Source organism: Escherichia sp. MOD1-EC6021 (assembly GCF_002965245.1).
GTDB lineage: Bacteria > Pseudomonadota > Gammaproteobacteria > Enterobacterales > Enterobacteriaceae > Escherichia > Escherichia coli_F.
Map to the genome: position 1 here is coordinate 1 of NZ_PTRU01000048.1, position 17,750 is coordinate 17,750.

Genomic DNA, 17,750 nt, shown 5'->3' on the forward strand with positions numbered 1-17,750 from the left:
CTAGTCTAAAAACTAGTATTAAGACTATCACTTAAATAAGTGATATTGGTTGTCTGGAGATTCAGGGGGCCAGTCTAATCTTCCCCTTTGGGTCCATAAACGATCACTATTGGAATATCTGTTTCACTTTGAATTTTTGCTATTATATTTTCTGCAATCGAAAATGAAAATATACGTTCCTGCGAGCTACCTTCTAAATTGAGCGCAATGTAAGATCCTAACGATCGCATTTCCTCGCGTACCTCATCGAGTACATCATCGCTTAATGGCAATTCATATATTGACCTGACTGCCGGAAAACCCGCCTCACGCATGATAAATGCCCATGTCATGGGTACAGGAGCCCGGAGATTCTGATCCATCCGGGACGCGTTCTTACACAAAGGGGAATAGCACTTCATGGTTAAACCGACGACCTGGAAATTCGTTTTTGCTTTCAACTGACTGATAAATATCATCGTTTTCAGGTTCTTTTTACGCATCGCCTCTATACAAAGATCCGGCGTACCGTATTGCAGTGTTATGTTCTTCGCTAAATATTTTATTTCTTTTAATGTTGCGTGATCCTGCATAGTCATTGTGACTAATGTTAATTTAGTCTGTTCAAGTTTGAGCGAATTAAAGACTTCTAAATTAATTGTCGACGTAACAATTAATAGATGCTTAATTTTATGCAATTCAAGCGCCCGAATAACAGGAAAGATGGCCATAGCATCGCCAATCTGATCGGGAATATGTATGACAACAAAGTCTGTTTTTTCAATATTAAAATTATAAGCTTTATAATCGTAGTAACTAAATGCAATACGTCTCAACAATGATACTAAAAACATAACTAACCTCGCCTCCCTACTGGTTATAATGCAATGCAGTCTATCAGAATCATCAGGGTACAATTTTGTGCATATGCGGACTTTTATGTTTCATATCTCGAACCTGTGGGCCCTCTGCTTAATCCTTAAACAACACCAGCAACTCCTGCGCTTTCATCTTCCATCGAATTTTTCATGTTGCCGCTAATCAGCCATAAAATCATTTGCAGATGCGCTCTGTCGAGGTAGTCTCATAAGGTTCGTTTATAGATCGACGGCAATGTGAGTTACCTTTTCCATACTAATTATAAAAAGACAGTACAAACAGGATCATTATGGACTCCACGCTCATCTCCACTCGTCCCGATGAAGGGACGCTTTCGTTAAGTCGCGCCCGACGAGCTGCGTTAGGCAGTTTCGCTGGTGCCGTCGTCGACTGGTATGATTTTTTACTCTATGGCATTACCGCCGCACTGGTGTTTAATCGCGAGTTTTTCCCGCAAGTAAGCCCGGCGATGGGAACGCTCGCCGCATTTGCCACCTTTGGTGTCGGCTTCCTTTTCCGACCGCTCGGCGGTGTCATTTTCGGTCACTTTGGTGACCGGCTGGGACGTAAGCGCATGTTAATGCTGACCGTCTGGATGATGGGCATCGCGACAGCCTTGATTGGTATTCTTCCTTCATTCTCGACCATTGGGTGGTGGGCACCTATTTTGCTGGTGACACTGCGTGCCATTCAGGGATTTGCCGTCGGCGGCGAATGGGGAGGCGCAGCGTTGCTTTCCGTTGAAAGTGCGCCGAAAAATAAAAAAGCCTTTTACAGTAGCGGTGTACAAGTTGGCTACGGAGTAGGTTTACTGCTTTCAACCGGACTGGTTTCATTGATCAGTATGATGACGACTGACGAACAGTTTTTAAGCTGGGGCTGGCGCATTCCTTTCCTGTTTAGCATCGTACTGGTACTGGGAGCATTGTGGGTGCGCAATGGCATGGAGGAGTCCGCGGAATTTGAACAACAGCAACATAATCAAGCGGCCGCGAAAAAACGCATCCCGGTTATCGAAGCTCTGTTACGACATCCCGGTGCTTTCCTGAAGATTATTGCACTACGACTGTGCGAGTTGCTGACGATGTACATTGTTACTGCCTTTGCACTTAATTATTCAACCCAGAATATGGGGTTACCGCGCGAACTTTTCCTTAATATTGGTTTGCTGGTAGGTGGATTAAGCTGCCTGACAATTCCCTGTTTTGCCTGGCTTGCCGATCGTTTTGGTCGGCGCAGGGTTTATATCACAGGCGCGTTAATCGGAACGTTGAGCGCATTTCCTTTCTTTATGGCGCTTGAAGCACAATCCATTTTCTGGATAGTTTTCTTCTCCATCATGCTGGCAAACATTGCGCATGACATGGTGGTGTGTGTGCAACAACCGATGTTTACCGAAATGTTTGGTGCCAGTTATCGCTACAGTGGTGCTGGAGTCGGTTATCAGGTTGCCAGTGTGGTTGGCGGTGGATTTACACCTTTTATTGCCGCTGCACTCATCACTTACTTTGCCGGGAACTGGCATAGCGTTGCCATTTATTTGCTGGCTGGATGCCTGATTTCTGCAATGACCGCTTTATTGATGAAAGACAATCAACGCTCGTGATAGCCTGGCGAAGATCATCCGATCTTCGCCTTATACTTTTGTTTCACATTCCTGTGACATACTATCGGATGTGCGGTAATTGTATGGAACAGGAGACACACATGAATAATAAGGGCTCCGGTCTGACCCCAGCTCAGGCACTGGATAAACTCGACGCGCTGTATGAGCAATCTGTAGTTGCTTTACGCAACGCCATTGGCAAATATATTACAAGTGGCGAATTACCTGATGAAAACGCCCGCAAACAAGGTCTTTTTGTCTATCCATCACTGACCGTAACCTGGGACGGTAGCACAACTAATCCCCCCAAAACGCGCGCATTTGGTCGTTTTACTCACGCAGGCAGCTACACCACCACGATTACTCGCCCTACTCTCTTTCGTTCGTATCTCAATGAACAACTTACGTTGCTGTATCAGGATTATGGTGCGCATATCTCTGTGCAACCCTCGCAGCATGAAATCCCTTATCCTTATGTCATCGATGGCTCTGAATTGACACTTGATCGCTCAATGAGCGCTGGTTTAACTCGCTACTTCCCGACAACAGAACTGGCGCAAATCGGCGATGAAACTGCAGACGGCATTTATCATCCAACGGAATTCTCCCCGCTATCGCATTTTGATGCGCGCCGCGTCGATTTTTCCCTCGCGCGGTTGCGCCATTATACCGGTACGCCAGTTGAACATTTTCAGCCGTTCGTCTTGTTTACCAACTACACACGTTATGTGGATGAGTTCGTTCGTTGGGGATGCAGCCAGATCCTCGATCCTGATAGTCCCTACATTGCCCTTTCTTGTGCTGGCGGGAACTGGATCACTGCCGAAACCGAAGCGCCAGAAGAAGCCATTTCCGACCTTGCATGGAAAAAACACCAGATGCCAGCATGGCATTTAATTACCGCTGATGGTCAGGGTATTACTCTGGTGAATATTGGCGTGGGACCGTCCAATGCTAAAACCATCTGCGATCATCTGGCAGTGCTACGCCCGGATGTCTGGTTGATGATTGGTCACTGTGGCGGATTACGTGAAAGCCAGGCCATTGGAGATTATGTCCTTGCACACGCTTATTTACGCGATGACCACGTTCTTGATGCGGTTCTGCCGCCCGATATTCCTATTCCGAGCATTGCTGAAGTGCAACGTGCGCTTTATGACGCTACCAAGTTAGTCAGCGGCAGGCCTGGTGAAGAAGTCAAACAGCGGTTACGTACTGGCACGGTGGTAACCACAGATGACAGGAACTGGGAGTTACGTTACTCAGCTTCTGCACTTCGTTTTAACTTAAGCCGGGCCGTAGCAATTGATATGGAAAGTGCAACCATTGCCGCGCAAGGATATCGTTTCCGCGTGCCATACGGGACACTACTGTGTGTTTCAGATAAACCGTTACATGGTGAGATTAAGCTTCCCGGCCAGGCTAACCGTTTTTATGAAGGCGCTATTTCCGAACACCTGCAAATTGGCATTCGGGCGATCGATTTGCTGCGCGCAGAAGGCGACCGACTGCATTCACGTAAATTACGAACCTTTAATGAGCCGCCGTTCCGATAATAAGTTATGAACCTTCTTATCAGAAATAGATGTGAAGGATTAAGTAAGACATCTGGCAAATAGCCTGCAATAAACGCGGGCTGTTTGCTTCCTTGGGCAGATGCGAGTTTTATTATCGTCTTAATGATTTCCACATATTAAAAGCAAGTATGCTTTCAAAACACAATTATAAAAAATCCCGCCAACAACATTAGTTTTTATAAAATTAAATATAAGACTATGGCTTTAGAATATTTTTATTTCTAATAGACGAGATTTTTCCTGTTATGATATAATATGCTGAATTAACACATGTTAACGATTTACCAGTAATGTAAATAAATTTTCGAGGAGATCATTCCAGTGGGACGTAAATGGGCCAATATTGTTGCTAAAAAAACGGCTAAAGACGGTGCAACGTCTAAAATTTATGCAAAATTCGGTGTAGAAATCTATGCTGCTGCCAAACAAGGTGAACCCGATCCAGAATTAAACACATCTTTAAAATTCGTTATTGAACGTGCAAAGCAGGCACAAGTTCCAAAGCACGTTATTGATAAAGCAATTGATAAAGCCAAAGGCGGCGGAGATGAAACGTTCGTACAGGGACGTTATGAAGGCTTTGGTCCTAATGGCTCAATGATTATTGCTGAGACATTGACTTCAAATGTTAACCGTACGATTGCTAACGTTCGCACAATTTTCAATAAAAAAGGCGGCAATATCGGAGCGGCAGGTTCTGTCAGCTATATGTTTGACAATACGGGTGTGATTGTATTTAAAGGAACAGACCCTGACCATATTTTTGAAATTTTGCTTGAAGCTGAAGTTGATGTTCGTGATGTAACTGAAGAAGAAGGTAATATTGTTATTTATACTGAACCTACTGACCTTCATAAAGGAATCGCGGCGCTAAAAGCAGCTGGAATCACTGAGTTCTCAACAACAGAATTAGAAATGATTGCTCAATCTGAAGTTGAGCTTTCCCCAGAAGATTTAGAAATCTTTGAAGGGCTTGTTGATGCCCTTGAAGATGACGACGATGTACAAAAAGTTTATCATAACGTCGCAAATCTCTAATGATATTTTAAAGAAATCTGTCTTTATGGCAGATTTCTTTAATCTCATATAATTCTTATAAAAAATATAATGTTTAACTCGTCATATTGCTTATAAAAAATCCCCGTTCCCAGAGAAATAATATTTATTAAAATGGCAGGTCTTCTTTTTCTGATTACCGAAGACAAAGTGGCAATTACGTATAGTTTCCCGATAAAGACGCGACAGCTACATCCCGCATAAGGCATTTTTCTCTTTATCTTTGTACGGTACTTCATGGAACAGAATTTTTGACCCTGTGAATCGTGATGTCTGTTGGGGAGGGGCAATTTGCTCACTGAAGCGTGAGACTCGATTAAGCGCACGAAACACAGAAATCAAAAAACCCGGCCACTTTTTTTTACAAAGCGGCCGGGTAAAAATAATTTTTATTTTTTAACTGTTTTGAGACTTATAGAGATATCTCAAAACTAAAATTTGGCTCCTCTGACTGGACTCGAACCAGTGACATACGGATTAACAGTCCGCCGTTCTACCGACTGAACTACAGAGGAATCGTGAGAACGAGGCGAATATTAGCGACGCTCATCCACAATGTCAAAGCCTGTTTTTTAAATTTGAAATCGTTTGCTGAAATAATCTGCACTTTGTCGTTTATTCCGACACAACTGGCTTTTTTTCACACTTTTGCGGCTCAGGTCGAGGATATTTCCACAGCCAACGTCCAGTAACCATTCGCCAGTAAAACAGCACGGCCCGCACAGCCCAGTCGGCAAACATTCCCATCCAGACACCAACCACACCCCAGCCAAGCATGATTCCCAGCACATAACCGACTACAACCCGGCAACCCCACATGCTCAACATAGAAACCCACATGGCGTAACGTGCATCGCGAGCACCCTTAAATCCAGCGGGTAGCACCCATGAGGCAGACCAAATAGGCATAAATAAAGCATTTAGCCAAATCAGAATCACAACGACATGTTTAACCTGTGGATCCTGGGTGTAAAACGATGCCATAACCCCGGCAAAGGGAGCCGTTAGCCAGGCGATGGCCGTTAATCCAAGAGTGGAAAGCCAGAACACATGCCGCAACTGAATCTCTGCTTGCGCTATCTGTCCTACACCCAACCTTCGGCCTGTAATGATCGTAGAAGCAGAGCCGAGCGCACTTCCGGGTAAGTTGATAAGAGCCGCAATTGAAAACGCGATAAAATTTCCGGCAATAACACTGGTCCCCATCCCGGCAACGAACATTTGGGTTAATAACCGACCACTGGTAAATAACACTGATTCGACACTCGCGGGAATACCAATCCCCATGACTTCCCAGATAATGCTAAAATTCAGCGGTTTAAAATAGCTCTTTAACGAAATCCTTAGCGCAGGATTAAAACCAATCGCCAGCACCCACAAAATTGCCACTGCGCCAATATAACGAGAAATGGTTAACCCCAACCCAGCCCCGACAAATCCCAGTCCCGGCCAGGAGAAAAGGCCGTAAATCAATATGCCGCTAATAATAATATTAAGAATATTCAGGCTACCGTTAATCAGTAGCGGTATTTTCGTATTCCCTGCACCACGAAGTGCCCCGCTACCAATCAAAGTGATGGCAGCTGCTGGATAACTGAGTACCGTCAGCTCCAGATAAGTCAACGCCAGTGCTTTAACTTCTGTCGTGGCATCACCCGCGACGAAATCAATAATTTGCTCGCCAAAATGATGAATAAGCGTTGCCAACAGTACGGCAAACAACGTCATGATCACCAATGACTGCCGCGTCGCCACCCTCGCTCGTCGTCGATCCCGCTTACCGAGACTAAATGCCACAACGACAGTAGTACCAAGATCGATAGCAGCAAAAAAAGCCATAATGACCATATTGAAGCTGTCCGCCAATCCCACGCCGGCCATCGCATCTTTTCCCAGCCAGCTGACCAGAAAAGTGCTCAGAACCCCCATCAACAGGACACAGGCATTCTCCATGAAGATAGGAACAGCAAGCGGGGTTATCTCGCGCCAGAACAACACTTTGTAGCTCTTGCGTTTAGCGTGCCAGCGAGTGCCGTGAACAACCTGGCGTAAAGCAGAGGAGATATTCAAAGCCGACCTTAATTGCAGAAAGTGAAACCACATTTCAAATAATGAGGGAGAATCAGCAAAGCTGCAAAGATTTTCGCCAACAAATTGTCTGCAAATGCAACAAACTGTTGATAGAAACGGCAAACAGTTGGGAAAATTAAAAATCGGGTTTGACAAAAGATTTTTCGCCGTTAAGATGTGCCTCAACAGCGATTCCTCTGTAGTTCAGTCGGTAGAACGGCGGACTGTTAATCCGTATGTCACTGGTTCGAGTCCAGTCAGAGGAGCCAAATTTCTGAAAAGCCCGCTTTTATAGCGGGCTTTTTGCTATATCTGATAATCAATTTCCTCTTCACTGTTTTCCATCACCTGCCGCTTGATATCCTCAACTGAAAGTCCTGCATTACAAAGTTCCAGAAAGCGCCAGACATAGTTACGCTGAAGTTGTCCTCGCTTCAGTCCCAACCAGACAGTATTAGCATCAAAAAGATGCCGCGTATCCAGGCGGATTAAATTCTTTTCCTCTTGTTCACCGCTGGATTGTTCGGCAACTATTCCGATCCCAAGCCCAAGAGCAACATAGGTTTTAATGACATCAGAATCCTGCGCACTTAATACAATATCTGCCAGCAAACCTTTGCGGGCAAATGCGTCATCAATACGTGAGCGCCCCGTAATCCCCTGTCGGTAAGTGATTAACGGCCACTTCGCTATTGATTCCAGCGTCAATGGTGTAATTTGCGTCAAGGGATGATCGAGTGGAACAAGCAAACTATGGTGCCAACGAAACCACGGGAAGGCGACGAGCTGCGGGTCATTACTCAAACGCTCGCTGGCGATACCAATATCAGCTTCACCATTATGCAACAACGTCGCAATTTCCTGTGGCGTCCCCTGGATTAGCTCGAGCCGAACCTCCGGGAAAAGTTCGCGAAAAGATTTAATGACCTCTGGCAAACTATAACGTGCCTGAGTATGCGTCGTTGCAATAGTGAGAACGCCAGACGTATCGTTGGTAAACAGGTCTGCAAGCCGACGAACATTACTGGCTTCATTCAGAATACGTTCTGCAATGACCAGTAATGCTTTGCCCGGTTCAGTCATGCCCAGCAGTCGCTTACCTCGTCGAACAAATATTTCGATGCCAAGTTCATCCTCCAGTTCCCGAATATGACGGCTGACGCCGGACTGTGAGGTAAAAAGCATATTCGCAACCTCTGTCAGGTTGTAATCCTGACGTGCAGCCTCGCGGATTATCTTTAGTTGTTGGAAATTCACGGTAAACTCCGGGCAGTTCAGATTTTCCGTTATTGTTAAAGTCTAATGCCCGGCATAACAAATAATAAAAACCCGCATCTTATTCCATCCCGATATAACGCTTAGCTCACCAATTGCCACTGCCTTTTTTCCATCACTGGAGAACTCATCACTGACATTAACAACTCTTTCACTGCCTGTGCCTGTGGTGATAAGTTCGCTCTGGCGGGTAAATTTAATGACAAAGAGAGACTCATGGAAGGTGTGGTAATGCGTGACATCCACCCGTTTACTGCGCCACATAACGAACGCGCGGCCGATTCGGGTAATACTGCAACGCCCATGCCGCTGGCAATCGCTGCGGTAAGCGTGGCAATAGACTCAATTTCACCAATGACTTTTGCCGTGAGTCGCCGTAGGGAAAAAGCCTCATCAACACGAAGTCTAACAGCACTGTAATCACTGGGAAGAAAGAGGTTCATTTGCGCAATAGCATTAACATCAACGCTTTGCCCCGGACAATCTTGAGTCCCTACCAGGAAAAGATCTTCTTTCAGTAAAGCCTGACTGGATACACCAGCCACAGGGGAATGCTCATAAATCACCGCCATATCGAGTTGGTGATTTATCAGTTTTTCGTTAAGCACTGCACCGCTATTTTCATGAAGATAGATAACGACCTCCGGGAATTCAGCGCGAACCGCCTGTAATAAGGGCATGGTGATGGATGACGCAGCGGTTCCTGGCGCAAAGCCAATCGAGACTTGCCCCGATAATGCCTGACCAACGTTATGCACCGCCAGTTGGGCCTGCTCACACTGACGTAAAATGGCCCGCGCATGGGTATAGAGAATTTTTCCGGCGTCAGTTGGCGTAACGCCCCGTTTTGTGCGAATCAAAAGTTGTTGATTAAACTCACCTTCCAGTGTGGCAACCTGCTGGCTGAGCGCTGGTTGTGCGATATGCAATACTTCAGCAGCCTGGGTCAGGCTACCAATATCTACAATTTTTACGAAGTATTTCAGGCGTCTGAAGTTCATGTTGCCTCCGGTTTTTAAGAGTCGGCCCAAGTGCCGCCATTACTTACAACCAGAATGCAAGATGCTTGCCAGTTCTATTTTGGCGTTGATGCGCAAGCTAACCAACTGTCAAATAAGAGATTATGATAGATTCGTCATTGGCTCTTTTTATCTGCAGTCGCATTCACCTGCCCTATAAAAGGAGGGTATGCACCACGATGGTTCATTACCCAATAAGATTGAAAGCTCACCACTTTGTTGAAATTGGCAGCAAACAAACAAAAAAATGCATTTCACCCTTTGACATCACCATGCACTGCCATTAATATGCGCCCCGTTCACACGATTCCTCTGTAGTTCAGTCGGTAGAACGGCGGACTGTTAATCCGTATGTCACTGGTTCGAGTCCAGTCAGAGGAGCCAAATTCAAAAAAGCCTGCTTTCGAGCAGGCTTTTTACTTTCTAATTATCAACGCTCTTAAAACATCTGTCTTGAACCAGAACTAATTTGCACAGGCATTCCCGATCGACGTTGCAACGCAGCATTTGCGCGATTTACATCAACTTCTTGCCCGTTGATAAACGCCCGCAAAGATGGGGTTACCGGCAATGGCACTTTTCGGTCAGACTCATATTCTGCACGATTGCGCGACAGCGGCTCATGAACTTCCAGCCACTTTGAACCATCCGGTTCCGTTGTGTATTTCACTGGCTGATCAATAATTTGTACACGAGTGCCTACAGGAACATTATCAAACAGATATTTGATATCGTCATTACGCAGACGAATACAGCCCTGACTTACACGGAGCCCAATACCAAAATTGGCATTGGTACCGTGGATGGCATACAACCTGCCAATATAAATCGCGTACAGCCCCATGGGGTTATCGGGCCCCGCAGGAACAAATGCGGGCAAACTCTCCCCTCGTTTCGCATATTCGCGCCGGGTGTTCGGCGTTGGCGTCCAGGTTGGTGCTTCTTGTTTACGTTCAACGGTAGTTACCCAGTTACGCGGGGTTTCTCGCCCAGCCTGGCCGATACCAATAGGAAAGACTTCCACTGTATTACTGTCTGGCGGATAGTAATAAAGACGCATTTCAGCGACGTTAACCACAATCCCTTTACGAACAGTGGCGGGCAAAATCAGTTGCTGCGGAATGGTGAGTTGTGAGCCAGGCTTCGGCAAAAAAACATCAGCGCCCGGATTCGCTTCCAGCATATTACTTAACCCTTGCCCGTATTGTGCGGCAAAAGTCTCCAGCGGCTGAGTATTGTGATCAGGAACAGTTACAGTAAGCGACTGCCCCACTAAACGGCTACCCTCTGGAGGTAATGGATAAGTTACCGCCAGGCTATTTTGGCTGGCAAAAAGCAGAGCAAATGAGCAAAAAATATTTACACGACGCATCATGTCCCTTTCCTAAGTCGCGAAAGCTATCCGTTAAGTATAGCTTTTATCAGACTTTTCGTTTTTAACTGTTCAAATCAGAAGTCGTATTCCCCGGTAGAACAATATTACTGGCAGCAAGTTCGCCCATGTTGTTATATATCGCACAGGCAGCTTCGATGATGGGCATCGCCAGAGCTGCGCCACTCCCCTCACCTAAACGCATCTCCATATTGAGATAAGGCTCCAGCCCCAAATGCGACAGCGCAATACGCGCCCCTTTTTCTGCCGACAGGTGAGAAGGAATGAGATACGGTTTGATTGCAGGAGACATCTGGCAGGCTGCGAGCGCGGCAGCATAAGAAAGAAATCCATCCAGCAACACGGGTAAACCGCAGGAAGCAGCGCCTAACATCACGCCAGCCATTCCGACCAAATCAAATCCACCCACTTTTGCCAGGACATCAACGCCATCCTGCGGATTTGGTTGATTCAACGTAATCGCCCGGCGCACAACATCAATTTTATTAGCCAGTTTATCTGTCGGCAGGTTTGCGCCAATCCCAACCACTTCTTCAGGATCCCGGCCAGTGATTGTGCTGACTATTGCCGCTGCCGGTGTCGTGTTTGCCATCCCCAGTTCACCTACACCAAACAGCGTGACACCGTTTTTTGCCAGCTCCCGCGTATAACATATGACGTCCAAAAGCAACTTTTCAGCCTGACGGCGACTCATTGCCGGAGCTGAAGCAATATTGCCGCTACCTCGTGCGACACGCATGTTGATAAGCCCGGGGATAGGCTCAGCACTATCAATACCAACATCAACTACGTGGACGTTAGCGCCCGCTTGTGCTGCCAGCACACACACGCCGGTTGTTCCGCGGGTCATATTTTCAGCCTGAATGGCTGTCACTTCTTTTGGGGAAATAGCGACCCCTTCCTCCCAGACGCCGTGATCGGCACACATAACCAGTACCGCTTTTTTGCCCACATGCGGTATGCCATTCAACCCCGGCATTCCCGCCAGTTGTATGGCAAGCGCCTCCAGCCTTCCCAGGCTACCAACAGGTTTGAGTAACCCGTCAATATGCCGTTGTGCACGCGACATAGCGGCAGGATCGATAGCAGGGATCGTATTCAGTAAATCGGCAAGTGTTTGCATGTCACGTCTCTTTATAGCAGTGCCAGCAGGAAGACCAGTTCACCAAGCTCTATAGCAGCTCCCAGCGTATCGCCGGTTTGCCCGCCCAGCGTACGTTTGAGAAGCTGACCGAGGATGAAAATCGCCACCATCGTCACCACCATAGCAGCCACACCATGCATACCCGGCAATAATACGGCAGCAAAAATAGCGGCTAAGCCGAGTGTGACGCAGGTTTGTCGCCCATCAATTTTGCCAATGAACACATTGCCAAGCCCTTCTTCCCGCGCATAACGATGACGATACATCAATAATGCGGCAGTCCCGCGGCTGACCGCACATGCTGCCGCCAGCGATGCAAGGATCGGTTCGCCACGCAGAGCCAACTCGCTTAATACCAGAATCTTTGCCAGTACAACAAAAATCAATGCCAGACCGCCATGGGTGCCTAAACGGCTATCACGCATGATTTCCAACATGCGATCGCGGCTACGTGCAGAAAATACGCCATCACAGGTATCGGCGAGGCCGTCCAGGTGGAATCCCCCGGTCATCAGCGCCAGCACAAGTACGCTAAACAGTGCCGCCAGTGGTACGCCACACCATGCCTGCAGCACCATGAAGACCAGCCCGCTAATCGCGCCAAGCAATAATCCAATTAAAGGAAAAGTAATAATACCGCGAGAATAATGCTCGAAATCCAGTCCCTGGGACCAGCGACGCGGTACAGGCAGACGCGTAATAAATGAGAGCATCGCCCAAAATAATTTACTCATTTGATTTTTACTCCAATACCAGAAACCACCAGCCATACTTCATTTGCCGCAGCGGCCAACTGCTGATTTACCCGCCCGGCAATATCACGAAAATGTCGTGCCAGACGACTCTCCGGCACAATCCCCATTCCCACTTCGTTAGTCACTAATACAACCTTTGCGGGGCAACGTTGGCAGGCAGCAATCAACGACTGAATCTCAGCATTAATCGCCTGTTCCATCGCCTGATAATCCCATTCATCAGGGTCTTTATCGCCGCCATAATCAAACAACAGATTAGTCACCATTGTGGTAACGCATTCCAGCAACACAACCTCATTCGGGTTAATGTCTGCATGAATTAATTCATCAAGATGTTGCCAGCGCTCCACTGTGCGCCAGTGCTCCGGGCGGCCTTGCCGATGATGTTCTATCCGTGCAGCCATCTCATCATCAAGGATTTGCGAGGTAGCGATATACAGAACCTGTGAAGAGTCCCCAATAAGCGCCTCTGCGTGGCGACTCTTCCCGCTCCGTGCGCCCCCCGTCACCAAAATCATCATACCGACTCCTGATTCAAATGTATGATGGTATTCATTGAACAGAACAATGGATCCCCCACCGTTGCTGACCGCAAAACATTTACGCGATTAATACTGCGCGTAATATAATTAAAAATCCAGCATTCTCAATCCATTACGAAATAAGATGGCATTACGGAATAGCCAGACTTTCTCGTGTTAACGTCCGACAAAATGCGTCATTGACAGCGGTTTCTGTGGATTGACACATTTCATTCAGATAATGAATTAATGCTACTGCCGGACCAACCAGCAAACGGGCATTGTGTTCTGAAATCCAGGCTATTGATTCAACGTCAGCGACAGATCTGCGCTGTAAAAGAACTTGTAAAACAACGCAATAGAATTATCCGGAATGGTGGCGACTATGCACTAGAACACCACAATTTCGCTCTCTCGGTAAGGCACTGTCACAGCATTCAACAGAATGTGACTTGCCAGATTTATTAGCGCCACCAGATGTTTAACCGGGTAACCACGACCCAGTCGGGGATATATTCCATCTTCTCGCTGACATCATCAAGAATAAAAAGGTTTATCACACTCAGAGCAACGTTCTTCAGCAGGCGGGATAATTCTTCAACATTTAGAAGATGTGTTATTAAAGGCATACAAACTGGACGTATTGTATTTTCTTTTGGTGGTTGACCTAAGGTAGCAGTTTATCCTGATGCGCTGAGATTTCTGTAATATCTACGTCAACATTCTCCTCGAATAGAAAATGCAGCCCCGGCAAGTGATTCACATTTTTTAACAAAACGTTGTTAGCGTGCCATTTTCAGAAGCTCTCCAAGAAAGCGAATTCTTTTCTCAAATTCTGCATTCTCAGACACAGCTTTCTACTCCATGGCAATGGCCCAAATACGAAGTTGCTCAGGATCATTAGTGGTGCTGAGAAGTTAAATAACCATGCGGAGTACCACTCGTCATCACGTATTTATATATCATGAAGCTATTGTTGTGTTTTGTACATCAGTAGATGTATTCTGATATACTCCTTTTGCTAGACATAACCTTTCACCTGCTTGCAAAGCTTCTGTGTTCTGACATTGCCAAATTGTTGCAATTCTGTATCCAGCCTTCTTTCAGTCATAGCTTCGGGCCGCGATAAGACTCACTGATCTGACCCTGATTCCTCTTGCAGACTTTATAGACCAATTAAAATGCAGTTTCTGCAGGTCAACGTCTGACCATCATTGTCATCACTCTGGCCATTAGAGTAACCTTCTGCATTCATCCTTTTGTAAAAAGTTTATAGACTGGCCCCCTGAATCTCCAGACAACCAATATCACTTAAATAAGTGATAGTCCTGATACAAGTTTTTAGAGTAGTCATTAGTGAACAGATAATTGTTAACTTAGAACCAGTAAAATGCAAACGACGCACCACGCTGGGAAAATCGCTGCTATTCAGCAGAGTTTTGTACCGAGAATTGTGGCCAGCCACTTATTGCTCTCGCGTAAGCAGGTATCCCCATCGTTTACCAGTCCAGCACATCTTGTGGTCAGGCAGAAGAAGAGCAAACTGTTACTGGACTCACTGCATGCATGGTGGAGAAAAATGCCACGCTATCCAAAAATCCAGACTGGGAGAATGGTTCAGCTGTGTACTGAATCAGTGGGGCGCACTCTGTTATTACAGTGTTGACGGTCAGGCGGAGGCAGACATAATGCCGCGGAAAAAGCCCTTTGTGCCATCTGTCTCGGAAATAAAAACTTTATGTTCTTCGGCGGCGAGCGCAGTGCACTGTTGTATGGGCTTATCGGCACTTGCCTTCTGAACGACATTGATCCGGAAGCGTATCTGCGCCATATCCTGAGCGTACTGCCGGAATAACCTTCCAACCGTATTGATGAACTCCTGCCATGGAACGTAGTTCTCACCAATAAATAAGCATCAATATGATTCTCCATTAACGCTTACCTTTTCTCCGGCTATTTTTGATTTTTTTTGCTTTTCCCCGCCACTTTATGGTGATTATCACATCAATATACATCGACAGATATTAACGTAACTGAAGTGAGGTGAAGCATGAAATTTGAACGCCATCATGAAATATTGAAACGACTCAGTAAATTCGGTTCTGTAAAAGTATCCGATCTGTCCAATAGCCTCAATGTAACGAAAGAAACTATTCGATCAGATCTTAATGAACTTGCCAGACTTGGCTATCTGACTCGATATCATGGCGGTGCTTTTATCGTCCTAGACTCGCTTGATACTATTGCGAAAAATGAAATCGCTTATGCGCTTGAAAATTATGATACAGCCCAGGGAATAAAAAAATGCCACTCAACTATGAAAAGTCAAGTATGCGTTATTGGTTCGTTTAATGTTGATATCATCAGTTATTTGCCGAGGCTTCCCACTATCGGAGAATCGCTTCTGGCAAGTAATTTTATATTTTCACCGGGGGGAAAAGGTTGTAACCAGGCGCTGGCAGCAAGCTTTGCCGATACTGATGTTTATTTCATAACAAAAGTAGGTACAGATCACTTTAGTGATTATGCGATCAACTTTATGAATTCGTCTAAGATTTATAAAAGTATAATTTATCAAACGAAAGAAACGCAAACCGGAACTGCCACGATCCTTGTTAATGAAGGTACTGGCGATAATGTTATTGCGATCTATCCCGGTGCCAACATGACAATGTCGTCCGATGAAATAACTATTCAGAAAGAAGCGATTATTAATTCTGATGTCATACTTCTGCAGCTCGAAACAAATTATACCGCTCTGCAACAAGCGATCACATTGGCGCAAAAAAACAGTATCCCGGTCATTATTAACCCGGCACCCTATAATGATATCGTCAACGAACTTATTCAGGATGTTGATTATATCACCCCCAATGAAACAGAAGCTGGTTTACTGTCCGGCATAGACGTACACGATCTTGAATCAGCTAAACGAGCTGCAGAAGCTATCCACAATAAAGGGGTAAAAAACACCGTTATCACGCTCGGTAGCAAGGGCTCGCTCGCATTTGATGGCAAAAAATTCATTCATTCGCCAGCGTTTCCAGCGGTCGTTAAAAATACGGCAGGAGCCGGGGATGCTTTTAACGGCGCTCTGGCATCAGGACTTGCGAAAGGAAAATCACTGGAATCAGCACTGTGTTATGCCAGCGCCTTTGCATCCCTGGCGGTGGAGACAAGCAATGCTTCTGACATGCCTGAACATGAATCTGTGATACATCGAATTCAGAGTATACATTATCAGCAAACTATTTTTACGCATTAAGAAGGGACAGAGAATGAATAACACCAAAAAATCACTAAAGGTGCTCTTTATTGGAGAATCCTGGCATATTCATATGATTCATTCAAAAGGATATGACAGTTTTACCTCAAGTAAATATGAAGAAGGTGCGACCTGGTTACTCCAATGTCTGAAAAATAGTCAGGTAGATGTCACCTATATGCCGGCACATACGGTACAAATTGCCTTCCCTGAAGATGTGGCACAGTTAGAACAATATGATGCCATCGTTATTAGTGATATTGGTAGTAATACTTTCCTGCTACAAAATGATACTTTTTATCAGCTTCGCATAAAACCAAACGCTCTCGAACTGATTAAAGAATATGTGAATAACGGTGGTGGGTTATTGATGATTGGCGGCTATCTCTCATTCATGGGAATTGAAGCAAAAGCCAATTATAAAAATACAGTTCTGGCTGATGTGCTCCCGGTTACGATGTTAGATGGTGACGATCGTGTCGAAAAACCAGAGGGTGTTATTGCACAGCCATCACAACCTGACCATCCGGTTATTAAAGGGTTCTCTGAATATCCTTTTTTCCTAGGTTATAACCGGGCGATCGCTAAAGAAAATGCTGAGGTGGTATTAACAATAAACAACGATCCATTACTGGTCTTTGGTAACTATCACAACGGGAAAATAGCCTGCTTTATGAGTGACTGTTCACCGCACTGGGGTACACAGCAGTTTATGTCCTGGCCGTTCTATACCGCGTTGTGGGTAAATATACTGACTCATATTGCAAGATAATAATAATAATGGGGTAACACCAGTTACTCCATTTACTATAATAGAAGGATTGATGTATGAAAAAGAATAAGTACTCAACTCCCTTATGGGTGCTTGCCACGATTCTTGCGGGTATGCTCTCCCCTATGCAATCAGCGGTGAATGGTCAATTAGGTCACTGGTTACAGGACGGTAATGCATGCGCAGTTATCTCCTTTGCCAGTGGTTTAGTCGTGATGTTTTTTATTATTATGGCGCGAAAAGAAATCCGGCAACAATTTGCGGCAATTCCTTCTCTGATTAAAAACCGAAAAGTTCCTCTCTGGAACTGGTTTGCCGGTCTCTGTGGAGCGATGGTGGTATTTTCTGAAGGCGCATCAGCCAGTAGACTGGCCCCCTGAATCTCCAGACAACCAATATCACTTATTTAAGTGATAGTCTTAATACTAGTTTTTAGACT

The 17,750-nt window shown here is 45.6% G+C and carries 12 protein-coding genes, 3 tRNA genes and 5 pseudogenes; 9 read left to right on the forward strand and 11 right to left on the reverse strand.

Annotation, left to right across the window (positions count from 1 at the left end):
* Window positions 1-77 precede the first annotated feature (77 nt).
* Window positions 78-833, reverse strand: a pseudogene (locus tag BEB54_RS26275) (glycosyltransferase family 9 protein); the annotation flags it as partial.
* 314 nt (window positions 834-1,147) lie between these two features.
* Between BEB54_RS26275 and shiA the strand changes: the two are divergent.
* From shiA to BEB54_RS26290, 3 genes are all read left to right on the forward strand, one after another.
* A complete protein-coding gene (gene shiA, locus BEB54_RS26280) occupies window positions 1,148-2,464 on the forward strand; it encodes a shikimate transporter (RefSeq protein WP_000378563.1) in 1,317 nt (438 codons plus the stop codon).
* 101 nt (window positions 2,465-2,565) lie between these two features.
* Window positions 2,566-4,020, forward strand: a complete 1,455-nt coding sequence (gene amn, locus BEB54_RS26285) for an AMP nucleosidase (RefSeq protein WP_001060231.1) — start codon at window positions 2,566-2,568, stop codon at window positions 4,018-4,020.
* 342 nt (window positions 4,021-4,362) lie between these two features.
* Window positions 4,363-5,079, forward strand: coding sequence for a YebC/PmpR family DNA-binding transcriptional regulator (locus BEB54_RS26290; protein WP_000532923.1), 717 nt, complete (start codon window positions 4,363-4,365; stop codon window positions 5,077-5,079).
* Between the two features lie 457 nt (window positions 5,080-5,536).
* On the opposite strand, the gene BEB54_RS26300 is transcribed toward BEB54_RS26290, so the two are convergent.
* Window positions 5,537-5,612, reverse strand: a tRNA-Asn gene (locus tag BEB54_RS26300).
* Between the two features lie 100 nt (window positions 5,613-5,712).
* Window positions 5,713-7,200 (reverse strand): toxic metabolite efflux MATE transporter YeeO, encoded by a 1,488-nt coding sequence (gene yeeO, locus BEB54_RS26305; protein WP_001323172.1) that lies wholly within the window; start codon window positions 7,198-7,200, stop codon window positions 5,713-5,715.
* A 160-nt stretch (window positions 7,201-7,360) separates the two neighbouring features.
* Here yeeO and BEB54_RS26310 point away from each other — a divergent pair.
* Window positions 7,361-7,436 (forward strand) — tRNA-Asn (locus BEB54_RS26310).
* 37 nt (window positions 7,437-7,473) lie between these two features.
* Here BEB54_RS26310 and cbl read toward each other — a convergent pair.
* Together cbl and nac are read right to left on the reverse strand one after the other, a co-directional pair.
* A complete protein-coding gene (cbl, locus tag BEB54_RS26315; RefSeq protein ID WP_001011039.1) occupies window positions 7,474-8,424 on the reverse strand; it encodes an HTH-type transcriptional regulator Cbl in 951 nt (316 codons plus the stop codon).
* A 101-nt stretch (window positions 8,425-8,525) separates the two neighbouring features.
* Window positions 8,526-9,443 carry a nitrogen assimilation transcriptional regulator NAC gene (gene nac, locus BEB54_RS26320; protein WP_001011447.1) on the reverse strand — a complete coding sequence of 306 codons (918 nt, stop codon included), beginning with the start codon at window positions 9,441-9,443 and terminating at the stop codon, window positions 8,526-8,528.
* 326 nt (window positions 9,444-9,769) lie between these two features.
* Here nac and BEB54_RS26325 point away from each other — a divergent pair.
* Window positions 9,770-9,845, forward strand: a tRNA-Asn gene (locus BEB54_RS26325).
* Window positions 9,846-9,900: 55 nt separating this feature from the next.
* On the opposite strand, the gene ldtA is transcribed toward BEB54_RS26325, so the two are convergent.
* The 6 genes and pseudogenes from ldtA to BEB54_RS29550 form a co-directional block, all read right to left on the reverse strand.
* Window positions 9,901-10,836, reverse strand: a complete 936-nt coding sequence (gene ldtA, locus BEB54_RS26330; RefSeq protein ID WP_001310930.1) for a L,D-transpeptidase — start codon at window positions 10,834-10,836, stop codon at window positions 9,901-9,903.
* A 61-nt stretch (window positions 10,837-10,897) separates the two neighbouring features.
* A complete protein-coding gene (cobT, locus tag BEB54_RS26335; RefSeq protein WP_001193786.1) occupies window positions 10,898-11,977 on the reverse strand; it encodes a nicotinate-nucleotide--dimethylbenzimidazole phosphoribosyltransferase in 1,080 nt (359 codons plus the stop codon).
* An 11-nt stretch (window positions 11,978-11,988) separates the two neighbouring features.
* On the reverse strand, window positions 11,989-12,732 hold the full coding sequence (cobS, locus tag BEB54_RS26340; RefSeq protein ID WP_001297350.1) for an adenosylcobinamide-GDP ribazoletransferase: 744 nt from the start codon (window positions 12,730-12,732) through the stop codon (window positions 11,989-11,991).
* Entirely contained in the window at window positions 12,729-13,274 is a 546-nt protein-coding gene (gene cobU / locus BEB54_RS26345) for a bifunctional adenosylcobinamide kinase/adenosylcobinamide-phosphate guanylyltransferase (RefSeq protein ID WP_000973176.1), read from the reverse strand. The genes cobS and cobU overlap by 4 nt, the downstream gene beginning before the upstream one ends.
* Before the next feature lie 151 nt (window positions 13,275-13,425).
* A pseudogene (locus BEB54_RS29545) lies at window positions 13,426-13,569 on the reverse strand (cobalamin biosynthesis protein); the annotation flags it as partial.
* 8 nt (window positions 13,570-13,577) lie between these two features.
* Window positions 13,578-13,766: pseudogene (locus BEB54_RS29550) on the reverse strand (IS4 family transposase); the annotation flags it as partial.
* 1,024 nt (window positions 13,767-14,790) lie between these two features.
* Between BEB54_RS29550 and BEB54_RS26360 the strand changes: the two are divergent.
* From BEB54_RS26360 to BEB54_RS26375, 4 genes and pseudogenes are all read left to right on the forward strand, one after another.
* Window positions 14,791-15,129, forward strand: a pseudogene (locus tag BEB54_RS26360) (IS66 family transposase); the annotation flags it as partial.
* 195 nt (window positions 15,130-15,324) lie between these two features.
* A complete protein-coding gene (locus BEB54_RS26365) occupies window positions 15,325-16,539 on the forward strand; it encodes a PfkB family carbohydrate kinase (RefSeq protein WP_001403105.1) in 1,215 nt (404 codons plus the stop codon).
* A gap of 13 nt (window positions 16,540-16,552) precedes the next feature.
* Window positions 16,553-17,311, forward strand: coding sequence for a glutamine amidotransferase (locus tag BEB54_RS26370; RefSeq protein WP_001066367.1), 759 nt, complete (start codon window positions 16,553-16,555; stop codon window positions 17,309-17,311).
* A gap of 56 nt (window positions 17,312-17,367) precedes the next feature.
* Window positions 17,368-17,682 (forward strand): annotated as a pseudogene (locus tag BEB54_RS26375) (DMT family transporter); the annotation flags it as partial.
* Window positions 17,683-17,750 lie beyond the last annotated feature (68 nt).